The 16,426-nt window shown below is 54.3% G+C and carries 15 protein-coding genes; 6 read left to right on the top strand and 9 right to left on the bottom strand.

Going from position 1 to position 16,426, the window contains the following annotated elements:
• Nucleotides 1-12 precede the first annotated feature (12 nt).
• The 6 genes from aroK to pilM form a co-directional block, all read right to left on the bottom strand.
• The gene (gene aroK / locus NXS97_RS14730; protein ID WP_013027507.1) at nt 13-534 is read right to left on the bottom strand and encodes a shikimate kinase AroK; all 522 of its coding nucleotides are present in this window, start codon (nt 532-534) and stop codon (nt 13-15) included.
• A 363-nt stretch (nt 535-897) separates the two neighbouring features.
• Nucleotides 898-2,169, bottom strand: coding sequence for a DNA uptake porin HofQ (gene hofQ, locus NXS97_RS14725; protein WP_110286921.1), 1,272 nt, complete (start codon nt 2,167-2,169; stop codon nt 898-900).
• Nucleotides 2,102-2,494, bottom strand: a complete 393-nt coding sequence (locus NXS97_RS14720) for a HofP DNA utilization family protein (protein WP_028715874.1) — start codon at nt 2,492-2,494, stop codon at nt 2,102-2,104. The genes hofQ and NXS97_RS14720 overlap by 68 nt, the downstream gene beginning before the upstream one ends.
• Complete coding sequence (locus tag NXS97_RS14715) at nt 2,481-2,969, bottom strand: hypothetical protein (RefSeq protein ID WP_029569224.1); 489 nt, start codon at nt 2,967-2,969, stop codon at nt 2,481-2,483. The genes NXS97_RS14720 and NXS97_RS14715 overlap by 14 nt, the downstream gene beginning before the upstream one ends.
• A complete protein-coding gene (locus tag NXS97_RS14710; protein WP_110286922.1) occupies nt 2,962-3,504 on the bottom strand; it encodes a PilN domain-containing protein in 543 nt (180 codons plus the stop codon). Before NXS97_RS14710 ends, NXS97_RS14715 begins: the two co-directional genes overlap by 8 nt.
• Nucleotides 3,504-4,307: a type IV pilus biogenesis protein PilM gene (pilM, locus tag NXS97_RS14705; protein WP_026021070.1), complete on the bottom strand. Its 804-nt coding sequence runs from the start codon at nt 4,305-4,307 to the stop codon at nt 3,504-3,506. The genes NXS97_RS14710 and pilM overlap by 1 nt, the downstream gene beginning before the upstream one ends.
• 116 nt (nt 4,308-4,423) lie before the next feature.
• Here pilM and mrcA point away from each other — a divergent pair, with 116 nt between their 5' ends.
• A complete protein-coding gene (mrcA, locus tag NXS97_RS14700) occupies nt 4,424-6,976 on the top strand; it encodes a peptidoglycan glycosyltransferase/peptidoglycan DD-transpeptidase MrcA (protein ID WP_014604852.1) in 2,553 nt (850 codons plus the stop codon).
• A 55-nt stretch (nt 6,977-7,031) separates the two neighbouring features.
• On the opposite strand, the gene nudE is transcribed toward mrcA, so the two are convergent.
• On the bottom strand, nt 7,032-7,598 hold the full coding sequence (gene nudE / locus NXS97_RS14695) for an ADP compounds hydrolase NudE (RefSeq protein WP_013027514.1): 567 nt from the start codon (nt 7,596-7,598) through the stop codon (nt 7,032-7,034).
• Between the two features lie 382 nt (nt 7,599-7,980).
• On the opposite strand from nudE, the gene NXS97_RS14690 reads away from it, so the two are divergent.
• The 5 genes from NXS97_RS14690 to pckA all read left to right on the top strand — a co-directional run bounded on the left by NXS97_RS14690 (nt 7,981) and on the right by pckA (nt 14,048).
• Nucleotides 7,981-10,116: an intracellular growth attenuator family protein gene (locus NXS97_RS14690; protein ID WP_013027515.1), complete on the top strand. Its 2,136-nt coding sequence runs from the start codon at nt 7,981-7,983 to the stop codon at nt 10,114-10,116.
• A 56-nt stretch (nt 10,117-10,172) separates the two neighbouring features.
• Nucleotides 10,173-10,838 (top strand): GMP/IMP nucleotidase, encoded by a 666-nt coding sequence (yrfG, locus tag NXS97_RS14685; protein WP_370620537.1) that lies wholly within the window; start codon nt 10,173-10,175, stop codon nt 10,836-10,838.
• A complete protein-coding gene (gene hslR / locus NXS97_RS14680) occupies nt 10,835-11,236 on the top strand; it encodes a ribosome-associated heat shock protein Hsp15 (RefSeq protein WP_013027517.1) in 402 nt (133 codons plus the stop codon). Before yrfG ends, hslR begins: the two co-directional genes overlap by 4 nt.
• 45 nt (nt 11,237-11,281) lie before the next feature.
• Entirely contained in the window at nt 11,282-12,148 is an 867-nt protein-coding gene (hslO, locus tag NXS97_RS14675) for an Hsp33 family molecular chaperone HslO (RefSeq protein WP_112900584.1), read from the top strand.
• Between the two features lie 280 nt (nt 12,149-12,428).
• The gene (gene pckA / locus NXS97_RS14670) at nt 12,429-14,048 is read left to right on the top strand and encodes a phosphoenolpyruvate carboxykinase (ATP) (RefSeq protein ID WP_019106462.1); all 1,620 of its coding nucleotides are present in this window, start codon (nt 12,429-12,431) and stop codon (nt 14,046-14,048) included.
• A 38-nt stretch (nt 14,049-14,086) separates the two neighbouring features.
• On the opposite strand, the gene envZ is transcribed toward pckA, so the two are convergent.
• Nucleotides 14,087-15,451, bottom strand: a complete 1,365-nt coding sequence (envZ, locus tag NXS97_RS14665) for a two-component system sensor histidine kinase EnvZ (RefSeq protein ID WP_013027520.1) — start codon at nt 15,449-15,451, stop codon at nt 14,087-14,089.
• The gene (ompR, locus tag NXS97_RS14660; RefSeq protein WP_001157751.1) at nt 15,448-16,167 is read right to left on the bottom strand and encodes a two-component system response regulator OmpR; all 720 of its coding nucleotides are present in this window, start codon (nt 16,165-16,167) and stop codon (nt 15,448-15,450) included. The genes envZ and ompR overlap by 4 nt, the downstream gene beginning before the upstream one ends.
• Between the last annotated feature and the right edge of the window lie 259 nt (nt 16,168-16,426).

The raw sequence follows: 16,426 nt of genomic DNA, 5'->3' as shown, positions 1-16,426 counted from the left end.
TCAAACGTTGGATCAACTTTTTTCCAACATGTGGATAATCTGATTCGCCACCACTTTTGCACTTTGATCGTCAGTGCGGATAGTGACGTCGGCGATCTCTTCATAAAGCGGGTTACGTTCACCTGCCAGCGCTTCAAGCACTTCACGCGGCGGTGATTCTACCTGCAGTAAGGGGCGTTTTTTATCACGCTGTGTACGTGCCAGTTGTTTCTCAATAGTGGTTTCAAGATACACCACGACGCCGCGAGCGGAGAGACGATTACGTGTTTCCCGGGATTTTACGGAGCCACCGCCGGTCGCCAGGACGATGCCCTGCTTCTCGGTCAGTTCATTGATGATTTTTTCTTCACGATCGCGGAAGCCAGCTTCGCCTTCAACGTCAAAAACCCAGCCCACATCCGCTCCGGTGCGTCGCTCAATTTCCTGATCGGAATCGAAGAACTCCATATTGAGTTGCTGAGCCAACTGACGGCCAATAGTGCTTTTGCCGGCACCCATCGGCCCAACCAGAAAGATATTGCGTTTCTCTGCCATTTTGTCGGTATTACTAAGAATTCGTTAATGATACCCCGCTTTCAGCATTTTGCTGGCGGGACAGGAACTGAGACCTCATGAGCGTTAGCAAGAGTCAGACGAAAAATTATCTCAACACTCAAGGCTGTTTGGCAACCGATTATATTGCTTACAGCACATCCATTTCTGAATTGGCCCGTCGTTCGCGAAACTGTAATGCGTCAGTACAGCGTTGTGACATTACGGCGAGCAGAGGAATTCTTTCATCTGCTTGCCTGGTTTTTCCAACACAGACGCTTACAACGTGTTAAAAATCGCTAAACCTTGTAAGCTAATTCCAGCCCTGCGTCAACGCAGTTGGACTTTATGGGCACATTTTCCGTTTTATCGTGCCGAAAGCGCTGCTTCCCTGACCAATCGCGGCGTCATGAAAATGACCAGCTCACGTTTTCTCTGCTCTTCTGCATGCTGCCGAAACAGGCTGCCCACAACAGGAAGATTACCGAGCAGCGGAACCTGGCGCTGCCCGCGAGTGCGCTGCTGATGAAAAATTCCCCCCAGCGCCAGCGTTTGCCCGTCACTGACCGTGACCTGAGTTTCAATTTCCTGCTTATCAATGGACAAAACCTGTGAATCGCCGGTCTGAACCGCCCGACCCGGCACGTTCTGACTGATGCGTATTTTGAGCTGAATGCGGCCATTGCCTAAAACGGCAGGCGTGACCTCCATGCCCAGCACTGCCTCTTTGAACTCAATGCTGGTCGCTCCGCTGTTGCCGGCAGAGACTTCATAAGGGATTTCAGTGCCTTGCTTAATGGATGCCGTTTGTTGGTGGGAGGTAAACAAGCGCGGGCTGGCGATAATTTCCACCTGATTTTCCTGCTCCAGAGCGCTGAGTTCTAAATCCAGAAGTTTGCCACCAATCCGCGACAGCGTGACGCCCACAGACACGTCGTGGGAATTCAGCCCCAATGGAATATCAAGTAAAGGATGACGTAATGCACGATTTATGACGTCGCCTTCGTTATACAGCCGCCAGTTGACGCCCAGTTCATGCAAGTGCTCTTCGCTGATGGTGACGATATGCGCTGCCAGTTCCACCTGCTCCAGCGGGACATCCAGCGCACGTATCCAGCGCGCAGTCTCCTCAAGCGCCAACGGGCTGTCGCGCAGCAGTAGGCTGTTGGTCCGGCTGTCAACCGTTGCACTGCCGCGCGCGGTCATCAGCGATGGCCGTTCACTCTGCAGGCTGCGATGGACGTCGCTGGCACTGGCATAGTGCAGGGGGATCCTGCGTTGTTGCAGCGGCTGTTGCTGTAACGCTTCGGCCTGTTGTGCCTTTTCGGCCTCATGCCGTTGCTGCTGCCAGCTCTCAGGATAAACCAGCAGAACGTTCTCCTCTTCCAGTAAGGTCAGGCGAGCCATACGGCCGACCAGCGACAGCGCCTGTTGCCAGGGTACATTCTCCAGCCGCAATGACAGTCTTCCCTCAACCTCAGGCGAAATCATCAGGTTAATGTGTTGATAATCAGCCAGCGCCTGCAAAACGCGTTCAACAGGTGCATCATCAAATGCCAGGCTTAAGCCGTCATCGTGGCTGGCGTGAGCGGGCGTCAGGCAGAGCACCAGCCACGTCAGAATCGCTGTCCTTATCATGCAGGCTTCCTTTGAGACGAAAGGTGAAACGTTGAGATGAACAACTGCCCGGTACTGACAGCTCAAGGGTACGCGACGTGAACTGCACGGTTTGCCACGGCCCCATCGGGAAAGGGCGATCGCTGAGAACTTTCACGCCATGACCCTGCGGCGTCACCAGCCAGCCCTGAAACCTCGGCGCACGACCCACAATGCCCTGTAAGCGCCATTCGCTGAGCGGCTCAACGTCTGCCAGACAAGCCGTACCGGGAAGAGGACGAAAAGGATCGCGCGCATGAACGGCGCCGCAGCAGAGCAATACCAGGATGACGCTAACGGGCTTCATCGGATTGCAGCCAGAGTTGCGCGACCAGATGCGCCGGATGTGCGGTGAGTTGAAAACGCCCCGGAAATGCCGTCGCTGATTGCGACAACGCTGAAAACAGCGGTTGAAACTGCACCCATTGCAGGTGGAACGTCAGCACCCGCGGCTCTTCATCAGTAAGCCACTGCATTAACTGCGTCCCCCGCTCCGCGATGATGGCCTCCAGCGTGCGTGGCGCTGCAGGTTGTCTTGCCGTTTCCAGCACCAACTGAGCCTGTAATGTCGCAATGTCAGGATGCTGAGCCAGCTGAAACTGCCGCTGTTGCACCCGCTGCTGCTGCTGCGCCAACTGAAGCCGGGCTTCGTGCATTACCCGCCGCTGCGGCTGCAACAGCATCCACCAGGCAACAAAGAACAGCCCAAAGGCTGCAGCCAGCAGGCTGAGATAGCGAAGCGGCCAGGTTAACTGTAACCAGTGCTGCATAGCGTTACTCACTGACTTCCTCCTTGAGTGTAATGCGCAGCGTGAAGTGGTAATCCCCTTCTGGCTGGCGCTGCACATTGCCCTGCCGAATCTGTGCAAAAAAAGCCACGCCCGTTAAGCGCTGACGAAAATGGCGGATAGCCTGCATTTGCAGTGCCCTGCCCTCCAGCAGCAACTGCGCATCGTGCTTTTCCAGCCGCGTTAACCACAGCCCATCGGGCAGCATGACCGGCAGGTCCTGCCAAAGCTGCTGCCAGACGCTGAATTGCCTGGACTGCTGACGAAGCCAGATGCGCTGTTGCTGCAACCCGTCCAGCTGTTGCAGCAGATGTTTTTGCTGCTCTGCTCGCGCAACAAGGCGCTCAAGAACAGGACTGAGTTGAGCATGCTGCCGCCGGACATGAATGAGAGCCTGATGTTCCTGCCAGTACAACAGGAGCACCGCCAGCGCTAAGAGCAGTAATGTCAGGCCCAGCGCGATAATGCTCTGGCACCGTTGACGCTGCCAGCGCCACGCCCGCCAGGGTAAAAGATTAACCGCCACCATCAGCGATCCTCCTTTCGCAGCGCCAGCCCGGTTGCCAGCGCGAACGCACCGGGATTGTCAGGTAAAGGCGGCTGATAGCGAAGTGGCTGGAAGGGTGAAAAAGGACGCGTACCCTCAGGAAACGAGAGGTTGTCGGCATCGCAATAAAACAGGTGGCTTGCCTGCGGAAAGGCCTGCTCACGCAGAGCCGATAACCCGTCCACTTCAGCCAAAGATGCTGCACTGATGCCGTCACTCCACAGGTAACGTGCATCCTGTCGTAAAACCACTACACTTCCCGCTGCTAATTGCGCCTGCTCAGTCACCATTTTTAGCGCATGCGTAGCCAGTTCAAACACGCGGGGCTTGAGTCCTGCCTGCGTCAGCGGGGCCAGCCACTGTTGCACCACATCAAGCCGGGCTGCCGTAATACACAGCTGGTTATGGGTGGGATCGAGGCGGTAATCCAGCGCCAGTTCGCGCACGTCAACGGGAAAAAGGCGTTGGGCCGCCGCCTGGATGAAACGGCTTAATGCGGGTTCTTTTAACGGCAGTTCGGGAAGGGAAAGCGGCTGCTGCAATACCAGCTGGGCAGGCAGGCCCACACGCAGTGAGTAGCGTAGAGGCAAGCGCTTGCGCCAGCGGGTTAACACGGTCAGCAATTCAGGGGAAGATTGCAGCACGCCGTTTCTTAACGTATCTTGCGCCAGCCGCTGCTGCCACCAGTGGCATAACTGCCAGCCCTGGCGGCGACGCAGGATGGCAATGGCGCAGCACTGCCTGTTCTGGATATCCAGCCCAATTTGCCAGGTGTGCAAAGTCATGCGCGCGATCTCCTTATCGTCCAGAAAAATGGACATATCAAAGCGTCTGGCTTGCCTTTATACTACTGCGCGGTTGCTTATAAACTGCCCAAACGACAACAGATGGGAAATCTCAGGTGAAGTTCGTAAAGTATTTATTGATCCTTGCAGTGTGTTGCATCTTGCTGGGAGCTGGCTCGATTTATGGTTTGTACAAATACATTGAGCCACAGCTGCCCGACGTTAACACGCTGAAAGATGTGCGTTTGCAAACCCCTATGCAGGTTTACAGCGCTGAGGGCGATCTTATCGCTCAGTACGGTGAAATGCGCCGTATACCGCTTAGCCTGCAGCAGGTTCCGCCTGAAATGGTGAAAGCGTTCATTGCCACGGAAGACAGCCGCTTCTATGAGCATCACGGTGTGGATCCCATCGGGATTTTTCGTGCTGCCAGCGTTGCGCTGGTGTCAGGTCATGCCTCTCAGGGTGCCAGTACGATTACCCAGCAGCTGGCGCGTAACTTTTTCCTGAGTCCGGAACGCTCCCTGATGCGTAAGATAAAGGAAGCCTTCCTGGCGATTCGCATCGAGCAGTTGCTGAATAAAGACGAAATTCTTGAGCTGTATCTGAATAAAATCTATCTCGGCTATCGGGCTTACGGCGTGGGCGCAGCCTCACAGGTTTATTTTGGTAAGCCTGTCAATGAGCTGTCATTAAGTGAAATGGCGACCATCGCAGGCCTGCCTAAAGCGCCTTCGACGTTTAACCCGCTTTATTCGCACAGCCGTGCGGTAGCACGCCGCAACGTCGTCCTTGCCCGCATGCTGGATCAGCACTACATCACCCAGCAACAGTACGATGAAGCACGTAATACGCCTTTAGTGTCCACTTATCATGGGCCTAAAATCGTCTTCGCTGCGCCTTATCTGAGTGAGATGGTGCGTCAGGAGATGGTAAAACGTTATGGCAACAACGCCTATACCGATGGCTACAAGGTTTATACCACCGTCACACGTCGTCTGCAGCAGTCCGCGCAGGAGGCCGTTCGGAATAACGTGATGGCCTACGATATGCGCCACGGCTACCGCGGCCCTACCAGCGTGCTGTGGAAAGTTGGCGAGCCCGCGTGGGGACAGGCGCAAATTGTTAAGGCGTTAAAAGACCTGCCGTTATACGGCCCGCTTCACCCGGCCGTGGTCACACATGTCCAGAGCGATGAAGCCACCGTTATGATGAAAGATGGCAGCAACGTCTCGCTGACCATGGCAGGCGTGCGCTGGGCGCGTGCCTTTAAGTCGGACACGGCGCAGGGGCCAACCCCTAAGAGCATTACTCAGGTTCTGCAGCCGGGCCAGCAGGTTTGGGTGCGCCAGGTCGGTGAGACATGGTGGCTGGGCCAGGTGCCGGATGTTAACTCGGCACTGGTTTCGCTGGATCCTGCCAACGGTGCCGTGCGTGCACTGGTGGGCGGTTTTGACTTTAACCAAAGCATGTTTAACCGCGCCACCCAGGCCCTGCGCCAGGTCGGTTCGAACATCAAACCGTTCCTCTACACGGCCGCGATGGATCGGGGATTAACCCTGGCATCCATTCTTAATGACGTTCCTATTTCCCGTTGGGATGCGGGTGCCGGGGCTGACTGGCGTCCGAAGAACTCTCCGCCGACCTACGATGGTCCGATTCGACTGCGTCAGGGCCTTGGCCAGTCGAAAAACGTGGTGATGGTGCGTGCGATGCGTGCAATGGGCGTGGACTATGCTGCAGAGTACCTACAGCGCTTTGGCTTCCCGGCTCAGAATATTGTGCATACCGAATCGCTGGCCCTTGGCGCAGCCTCGTTTACGCCTCTGCAGGTCGTGCGCGGCTACTCGGTTATGGCGAATGGCGGTTTCCTGATTGATCCTTACTTCATCAGCAAGATTGAAAATGAGCAGGGACAAACCGTTTTCGAAGAAAAACCGAGAATTGCCTGTCCACAGTGCAACCTGCCCGTGATTTACGGTGAAACCAAAAAAGCGTTGGCGCTGAACGCCGAAAGCGTTGAGAACGTTGCGCCTTCCGCTCAGCAGCAAAACCAGACGGTGCCGCAGCCTGAGCTGGAGCAGGTACCTGCACAGCCACAGTCAGGTGGCGAACAGCTTTATGCGCCACATGTGATTAATACACCGCTGTCATTCCTGATTAAGAGCGCGCTGAACAGTAACATTTTTGGCGAACCGGGCTGGATGGGAACAGGCTGGCGTGCCGGCCGCGACCTGAAACGTAATGACATCGGTGGTAAAACGGGGACAACCAACAGTTCCAAAGATGCCTGGTTCTCAGGGTACGGGCCTGGCGTGGTGACCTCGGTGTGGATTGGTTTTGACGATGCGCGCCGCGATCTGGGTCGCAGTACGCTTTCCGGCGCCATTCCCGATCAAATTTCGGGTTACGAGGGCGGCGCGAAGAGTGCACAGCCTGCCTGGGATGACTTCATGAAGGTTGCCCTGGAGGGCGTTCCTGTGCAGCCGCTGACGCCACCAGAGGGGATTGTGACGGTTACTATCGATCGCAGCACCGGCAAACTGGCCAACGGCGGGGGCAATACGCGCCAGGAATACTTTATCAATGGTACTCAGCCAACCGAGTATTCGGTACATGATGCAGGGACAACCATCATGGATAATGGCGAGAGCCACGAACTGTTTTAATCTTCAGGGGCGGCGCAAGTCGCCCCTGCTCACCGAAAGCCGCTTTTACGGCCCATCAATAACTGATACGTCCCTGCTTCACCAGCCACTCACGCACCATAAACAATGCGCTGACGTTGCGTGCCTCGCGAAAATCAGGCTCCTGCAACAAAGCCAGCAGATTGCTCAACGGCCAGTGATGGACGACCAGCGGTTCAGGCTCATCGCCTTCCAGCTTCTCCTGATAAAGCCCTTCCGCCACCACAATATTCATCTTGCTGGAAAAGTAGGACGGCGCCAGGGTCAGTTTGCCCAGGGTGGTCAGTTGACCCGCACCAAATCCCGCTTCTTCTTTAAGTTCCCGATCGGCAGCCTGATTTACGGTTTCACCCGGATCAATTAAGCCTTTTGGAAAGCCCAGTTCGTAGCTCTCCAGGCCCACCGCGTACTCTTCAATCAGCACCAGGTGATCGTCAATAATCGGCACGATCATCACCGCTTCACGTTCCGAGGGCTTCATGCGCTCGTAGATACGCCGTGCGCCATTACTAAAGGCCAGATCTACCGCTTCAACAGTAAACAATCGTGACTTCGCCACGGTTTCTACATTGAGGATGTCCGGTTTTTTTAACGACTTTCTCATATCAGCCTCAAACTTGCTGCGCCAGCACTCAGGAACGAATTAGCATACCTAACCCTCCGCCATTGTGCGACTCTCAAGGCGCACGCGAAGCGTATGTTGTTTTTCTACGATAACATTGGTTTCTCAGGTACAAAAAATTTGTGTTAGTCAATATCTCACGTCAAAATTCAGACAATGCCGATACAATAACCTGTGCACTGTGGTTACTATTCTGGCAATGTGTGATGTAATAACGCCTAATTAAATGATTTACATTACTATTTCGTTTATTGTTAAACTTGTCAGCGTTGTTTAACCTCCCATAAGTCGTCTTAACTATCCGGCGCATCTGGGGATAATAAGTTTAAAGTGAAGGCAGTATTTTGGCTGAATTGAGCAAAGCATGAGCACAATAATTATTATATTGGCCGTAGTGCTAACCTGTTCAATTCTGGCAGGTATTGGATTTTGGTACGCTATGCGGCGCAGGCCGCCGTTGGCGAAACCGCTGCCATTCATTAGTCCGCCCTGCCGTAAACTTTCTGAGCGGGAGCGCAAGGCGGTTGAACAATACCTTGCCGCACTGGAAAAACAGCCCCGTATCCTCAGCCCGGGTGAAACCCGTCGTCGTCATGAAAAACTGGTGCTCACGGCACAAAGCAATAACGTTTACCCTGTTACGCGGGCGATAACCCGTTATGGCCTTTCCACGGACGATCCGCATAAGTGGCGCTACTACCTCGATGAAGTCGAAGTGCATTTGCCGCCGCTGTGGGAACAATATATTACGGACGAAAACTACGTTGAGTTAATCCGCACCCAGTCGATCCCCTTGATCATCTCTTTGAACGGGCATTCTCTGGTGGATTACGCTATCGATCAGCAGTCGCTACCCAATCTGATACGTCCGTCCTCCACCAACGCCTCGATCCGTAAAGCCGAAAGTGAAAACGTCGAGCTGGTACGAGTACGCAAAGAAACGCTGGAAGAATACCGACTGTCTCGTCCCGATGGCACGCGCGAAGCCGTAATTATCTCATTTGCCCTGCTGCTGTTTTTTATTGGTTTGCTGCTGCCCGCGAGCCTGATGATCTGGCTGTCCGTCCTTGCTGGCATGATGATTGTCGCCAGCCTGTGGCTGATGTATCGCGTACCGGGTGAAAATGGCCTGCGCGAAATTCACTGCCTGCGCGGGGCCCCTAAGCGCTGGGGCCTGTTTGGGGAGTCAAATCAGGAGCAGAGCAACATTACGCTGGGGATCATCGATCTGGCTTATCCTGCACACTGGCAGCCTTACGTCGCGCACGATCTTGGTCAGGTAACGGATGTCGATATTTATCTGAATCGTCAGGTAGTACGCCAGGGGCGCTTCCTTTCCCTTCAGGACGAGGTAAGGAATTTTCCGCTACAGCGCTGGCGGAAAAATGTTGTTCTTGCCGTTGGCTCGCTGATTGTTCTGGCCTTATTGATCACCTGGATCCCCCTCAGTATGCCCATTAAACTCAGTCTGGCATGGGCTAAAGGGACGGAGAGCCTGGATGTGAATAGCGTAAACCAGCTGAGTCGTGAAGATCTTAAAGTAGGCGACAGCCTTAAGGTCACCGGAACCGGTATGTGTGCGGTACCGGACAACTACCAAAGCAACCGCACCTATACTTATATGCCGTTCGATTGCTCGCAAATTTACTGGAATAACGCCACACCGCTGCCGCTGCCCCACTCAGATATTATTGAGAAAGCCTCGGCGTTGCTGGACACCACCACCAGGCAGCTCCATCCTGAAACGAACACCGATCCCAAACTGAACCCACAGTTAGCGTCGGCGATTCAGAAATCAGGCATGATTCTGCTGGATGACTTTTCGGACCTCGTGTTAAAAACGCAGGCGCTTTGCAATCAGGCACAGGACTGTATGCGACTCAAAAATGCGCTGGTCAATCTGGGGAATGCCAAAGACTGGGACACCTTAGTCAGCCGTGCCGATTCTGGCCAGCTAAACGGGATGAATGTCCTGTTGCGTCCGGTCAGTGCGGAGGCGCTGGAAAACCTGGTGCACACGGCAACCTCTACCTTCTTCTTCCGCGAAACGCGCCGCGCCGCAGAAAACCTGAACAGCCCACCGCCAGGCGGGTTTGTTATCGCCAGTGATGAAGGGCATCAGCTCGTCAATCAGCCTCAGCCTGCCGTTCCTCTGTTTGATCTGGATGCGGGTTCGCAGTGGCAAGAGTTGCAGCGTCTGTCCTCCTTATTGCTGCACACACCGTTTAGCGCTACAGGCATCATTACCGGCATTTATACCGATGCCAACGGCACGCGTCATATCGCCCTGCACAATGAGCCTGACGCCATGGCAAAATGGCGCTATCTGGGCGCCGCACTGTTGCTTATCGTGTTGCTGACCTGCGCCATTACCAACGGTCTGCTGGCACTGCGGCGCATCCATCTTAACCGCCAGCGAATGCTTGCTATCCAGCAGTATTACGATAAGTGCTTTAATCCCTCGCTTAACACTATACAGGGCGTGCGCTCCATATTCTGAGCCACCTGCAACTGTGCTACCCTGTTGCGCTGACAAGCAACGGGTGAATTGCCATGATGTTCAACGGGTCCGACATTGACACCGTGCTGCTCGATATGGACGGCACGCTGCTTGATTTGGCGTTTGACCGCTTTTTCTGGCTGGAGCATGTCCCCGACATCCTGAGCACCCAACGCGGCATCCCTGCTGCTCAGGCCCGGCTGATTATTGAAGAAAAATATCAGGCCGTAGCGCATACGCTAAACTGGTATTGTCTGGATTACTGGTCACAGGCGTTGCAGTTGGACATTCATGCCATGACCTGGGAACAACGTCACCGGGTCAGTATCCGCGCGGATACGCTGCCTTTTCTACAGGCACTGCGTCGCGCGGGTAAGCGCACCATCCTGCTGACCAATGCGCATCCCTGGAATCTGGATGTGAAACTCAAACAGACAGCTTTAGCACCACACCTTGATTTATTGCTTTCCACCCATACCTTTGGCTATCCGAAAGAAGATCAGCGTTTGTGGCAGGCGGTTGAGCAGCACACTGGCTTTGATGCATCGCGGACATTGTTCATCGATGACAGCGAAATCATCCTCGATGCCGCCAAATCATGGGGAATCGGCTGGTGCCTGGGCGTCAGTAATCCTGACTCTGGCCGTCCTGAACAACACTTTCAGCGTCACTGTGCGATCAGCGACTACCGCACACTGATTCCGTTCTGGGAGCAGCAATGAAAGAGAAACCCGACGAAGGCGTTCGTCTTGATAAATGGCTTTGGGCGGCACGGTTCTACAAAACCCGCTCGATTGCGCGCGAAATGATTGAAGGTGGCAAGGTTCATTACAATGGTCAGCGGAGTAAACCCAGTAAACTGGTCGAACGGGATGCTGAGTTAACCCTGCGTCAGGGCAATGAGGAGCGAACAGTCGTCATTGCCGAAATCAGCGAGCAGCGGCGCCCCGCCAGTGAAGCACAGCTGCTTTACCGCGAAACCGAAGCCAGTATTGAAAAACGTGAAAAAGTGGCTCTGGCACGCAAGATGAATGCGCTGACCATGCCCCATCCCGATCGCCGGCCCGATAAGAAAGAACGCCGCGATTTGATGAAGTTTAAGTTATCGGGCGATGAGTAAACCGGCTACTGAGCCGGTTATCGTCCGCCAAAAGAGAGAAAAACTATGTCTGTACAAGATCAACTGCGCCGCTATTTGTTTGAAAATGCTGCCGTCCGCGGCGAACTGGTTAATGTTTCAAACACCTGGCACGCTATCCTTAAAAATCACGACTACCCGCCAGCCGTACAAACGCTGCTGGGGGAGTTACTGGTGGCAACCAGCTTGCTGACCGCCACGCTTAAATTTGACGGGGAAATTACCGTACAGCTTCAAGGCGATGGCCCCCTGACCTTAGCCGTGATCAATGGTAATAATCAGCAGGAGTTACGTGGCATAGCCCGCATGAAAGGTGACATTCCTGACGACAGCACGCTCAAAAGCATGGTGGGTAACGGCTATCTGGTTATCACCATCACGCCTGAAAAGGGCGAGCGTTATCAAGGCGTGGTAGGACTGGAAGGTGACACGCTGAGCGACTGTCTGGAAGACTACTTTATGCGCTCCGAGCAATTGCCGACCCGACTGTTTATCCGCACCAGCGACGCAGGCGCAGCCGGGATTCTGCTGCAGGTCCTACCGGCTCAGGACACGAGTAAAGATGACTTTGAGCATCTGGCGACGCTGACAGAAACCATTAAAACCGAAGAGCTGATTGATTTGCCTGCAACCGATGTCCTGTGGCGGCTTTATCACCAGGAAGAGGTGACCGTTTACGATCCGCAGCCGGTTGTTTATAAATGCACATGTTCACGCGAACGCTGTGGCGAGGTGCTGAAAACCCTGCCGCAGGAAGAAGTTGACGAGATCATTGCAGAAGATGGCAAAATCGATATGAACTGCGACTATTGTGGCTCGCATTACGTATTCGATGCGGTAGACATTGCCGGGATCCGCAGCAACTCCGTTGAGAACAGCAATCGACTTCACTGATCGGACCAGGGCGGTTATGCCGCCCTGCCTGCCTCACTGCTATGCCATTAATTTACTTAGCAAATTATCTTTTTTTACTTTCATAACATCTTAAAAACGTTCGAAACATATCCTTAACGCGCCCTAAGTCTCATTTTTAACGAACAAGCCTTTCTCGCCTGGCACAGTAGCGTAAACTGCGCGCGATCGCGTCTCCGCCTCTCACTCTGTGGCATTTTAAGGACGCGATCCCAAACTCTCTTTGCCCTACAGAACAGACACCGATTTAAGGAGCAGTAAAATGCGCGTTAACGGCCTGACCTCGAAAGCCCTTGCCGATCTGGGCATCACCGATACCACTGAGGTGGTTCATAACCCTGATTACGCTACGCTATTTCAGGAAGAGATGCGTCCGGAGCTCGAAGGTTTTGAGCGTGGCACCCTGACGCAGAGCGGCGCAATCGCCGTTGATACCGGGATTTTTACCGGGCGCTCGCCCAAGGATAAGTACATTGTGCGTGATGACACCACGCGCGATACGCTGTGGTGGAACGATCAAGGAACCGGAAAGAACGATAATCAGCCCCTGTCCCAGGAAACCTGGCAGGCGCTGAAAAAATGCGTGACCCGGCAGCTCTCAGGGAAGCGTCTGTTCGTTATTGATGCCTTCTGCGGGGCTAACCCGGATTCACGCCTGAGCGTGCGTTTTGTTACCGAGGTTGCCTGGCAGGCGCATTTCGTCAAAAACATGTTCATTCAACCGAGCGCGGCTGAGCTGGATAACTTCACGCCCGATTTTGTAGTGATGAATGGGGCTAAATGCACCAACCCTGACTGGCAGGCACAAGGGCTGCATTCCGAGAACTTTGTTGCCTTTAACCTGACCGAACGTATGCAGCTGATTGGCGGCACATGGTACGGCGGAGAAATGAAGAAGGGGCTGTTCGCGGTGATGAACTATCTGCTGCCGCTGAAGGGCATTGCCTCTATGCACTGCTCCGCCAACGTGGGTAAAGCAGGCGATGTCGCGGTATTCTTTGGACTGTCCGGCACGGGTAAAACCACGCTTTCTACCGATCCGGACCGCCAGTTAATCGGTGACGACGAACACGGCTGGGACGATGACGGCGTGTTCAACTTTGAAGGCGGCTGTTACGCGAAAACGATTAACCTTTCTGAACAGGCTGAGCCGGAAATCTATCGCGCCATTCGTCGTAACGCCTTACTGGAAAACGTCGTGGTACGTGAAGACGGCAGCATCGATTTTGCTGACGGCAGCAAAACCGAAAACACCCGTGTGTCCTATCCGATTAACCATATCGACAATATTGTTCAGCCGGTTTCCAAAGCAGGCCATGCGAAGAAAGTCATTTTCCTGACCGCCGACGCCTTTGGCGTGCTGCCGCCCGTCTCCAGACTGACGCCAGAGCAGACTCAGTATCATTTCCTGTCGGGCTTTACAGCGAAGCTGGCAGGCACGGAGCGCGGAGTAACGGCGCCAACGCCAACCTTCTCAGCCTGTTTTGGCGCAGCCTTCCTGACGCTGCATCCTACACAGTATGCAGAAGTGTTGGTGAAACGCATGGAAGCGGCGGGCGCGCAGGCTTATCTGGTTAATACGGGCTGGAACGGCAGTGGCAAGCGTATCTCACTGAAAAATACCCGTGCCATCATCAACGCCATTCTGGCCGGTGAACTGGACGATGCGCCAACGGAAACGCTGCCGGTATTTAACCTGCAGGTGCCAAAAACGTTGGGCGATCTGGATGCCGAAACGCTCGACCCACGTCGTACCTGGGAAAGCGAAGAGAAGTGGCACGCGGCGGCAGATGATTTAGCCCAGCGCTTTATCACTAACTTTGAAAAATATACCGATAATGCGGCCGGTGCCGCGTTGGTAAAAGCAGGTCCTCAGCGTTAATCACAGCGGCGCGGCTTAACAGGCCGCGCCGCTGCTGTTTAACTCAGTGCAAGGTTGCTGTTGTTGGCGCCCGACTCCGGGCTTTCCGCTAAGGGTAACCAGGCACGGATACGTAATCCGCCGCGTTCACTGTCACCGATCTCTAGCGAACCCTGATGCGCATCAATAATGCGCTGGACGATCGCCAGCCCAAGGCCCGTGCCGCTGGTGCTGCGTGCGCTGTCACCGCGCACAAATGGCTGAAAGAGATGCGCCAGCTGATCCGGCTTAATGCCGGGACCGTCATCTTCAACCTGGAACCAGGCCCTATGCAGCTCGCGTCCGCTGCTGACTTTGATCCAGCCGTTGCCGTAACGCGCCGCGTTCACCACCAGGTTAGCCAGGGCGCGCTTAATCGAAAGGGGATTAATCTCCAGCATGAGCTCTTCTGCCATGACGGCGTTTTCAATTTCACGTTCATAACCGCTTTCTGCGGCCACTACTTCGCCCAGCACGCTGTTGAGATCGGCCAGCTCAGTCTGCATCTCCTGCCCGGTGCGCAGGTAATCGATGAACTGCTCGATGATGGCATTGCACTCTTCGATGTCTTTGTTAATCGACTCTGCCAGGTAGCCATCCTGCTCATTCATCATTTCCGTCGCGAGCCGGATGCGCGTCAAAGGGGTGCGTAAATCGTGGCTGACGCCCGCCATCAATAAAGTGCGGTCATCGGCAAGCTGCTTAACGCCCGCCGCCATTTGGTTAAACGCGCGCGTCACCGAACGCACCTCTGACGCACCGTATTCACGTAATGGTGGAGGAATAATGCCCTTGCCCACCTGTAATGCGGCATGTTCTAAATCGACTAACGGGCGGTTCTGGATGCGGATAAAAAGCCATGCGCCGCCTATCGCCAGCAACATTATCGCCAGGGTATAGCGGAACAGCGGCGAGAAATCACCCTGATGAATTTCCGTTAACGGCACCCGTACCCAAATGTCGGGCGATAGCCAGGTTTTGAGCCAGACAACAGGGGAGTTTTTGTTGACCTCGACGCGAACGTCTGTCGGGCCGCCAAGCTGCTGGCCCATCTGATCGCTAAGGAATTTGTAGTGCTGCGCCCAGCGCAGTCCGCTCTCCTCTGCCGCCGCATTGGTATAAAGCGAAATACCCAGTTCACGATAAATTTCGCGACGAAAAGCGGGCGGCACTTCCAGCTGCGTACCATCTTCCAGTTGTAAACGGTCGGTCATCAGCATACGCACTTCGTAGGCGAGGACTTTATTAAACTGTTGCAGGCTGGGAAGAATGGCAAAGTTCAGCACCACCAGGTAGGTCGTTACCAGGCTGACGAACAGCAAGGTAACGATCAACAACAGGGTGCGTGCAAATGAACTTCGTGGCGAGAAGCGCAGCCGCCTCATGCTTTACTGCCGTCCGGAACAAATACATAGCCCAGGCCCCAAACGGTCTGGATGTAGCGTGGATGGGCCGGATCTTCTTCCACCATGCGTCGCAGGCGGGAAATCTGCACGTCGATAGAACGTTCCATGGCGCTGTACTCACGACCACGGGCCAGATTCATCAGCTTATCGCGCGACAGCGGCTCACGTGGATGGCTTACCAGCGCCTTGAGAACGGCAAATTCACCGCTGGTCAACGGCATAGGTTCGTCTTCACGGAACATCTCACGCGTGCCCAGGTTAAGCTTGAACTTGCCAAAAGCGATGACCGCTTCTTCCTGAGACGGCGCACCGGGCAGTTCATTGGCCTGACGGCGCAATACCGCACGAATACGCGCCAGCAGCTCACGTGGGTTGAACGGCTTTGGAATATAGTCGTCAGCACCGATTTCCAGCCCAACGATGCGATCCACTTCTTCGCCCTTGGCGGTCACCATAATGATAGGCATCGGGTTGCTCTGACTGCGCAGGCGGCGGCAAATGGAAAGACCATCTTCGCCAGGCAGCATCAGATCAAGCACCATTAAATGGAAGGATTCGCGGGTTAACAGACGGTCCATCTGCTCGGCGTTGGCGACACTGCGCACCTGAAAGCCCTGCTCGGTAAGATAGCGCTCTAATAGTGCACGTAAACGCATATCGTCATCGACGACCAGAATCTTGTAGTTTTCTTGCATTTTTAACTCCCAAAGGCGCTATTGCCTGAGCCGATATTGTTAAAAAAAGATGCGGCACAGTGACAGTGTTTAATGGTTTATATTCTAGTCAAAATTGTTACAAAGCATATTAAACAGCAGCTTATATTTAAATTTTGGTCTGACGGCCGGGCAAGCTGCGTAATGACCACGGCGTTGAACAGAATACGGCAAATCTGAAATATTGGGTAAAATTCCGCTATTCACTGGTTTAGACGCGGCACACCGTGGCACAGCACTT

Origin of the sequence: Pantoea sp. B623 (assembly GCF_024814475.1) — a bacterium.
Taxonomy (GTDB): Bacteria; Pseudomonadota; Gammaproteobacteria; order Enterobacterales; family Enterobacteriaceae; genus Pantoea; species Pantoea ananatis.
This window is presented reverse-complemented; position numbering and strand designations above follow the sequence as displayed.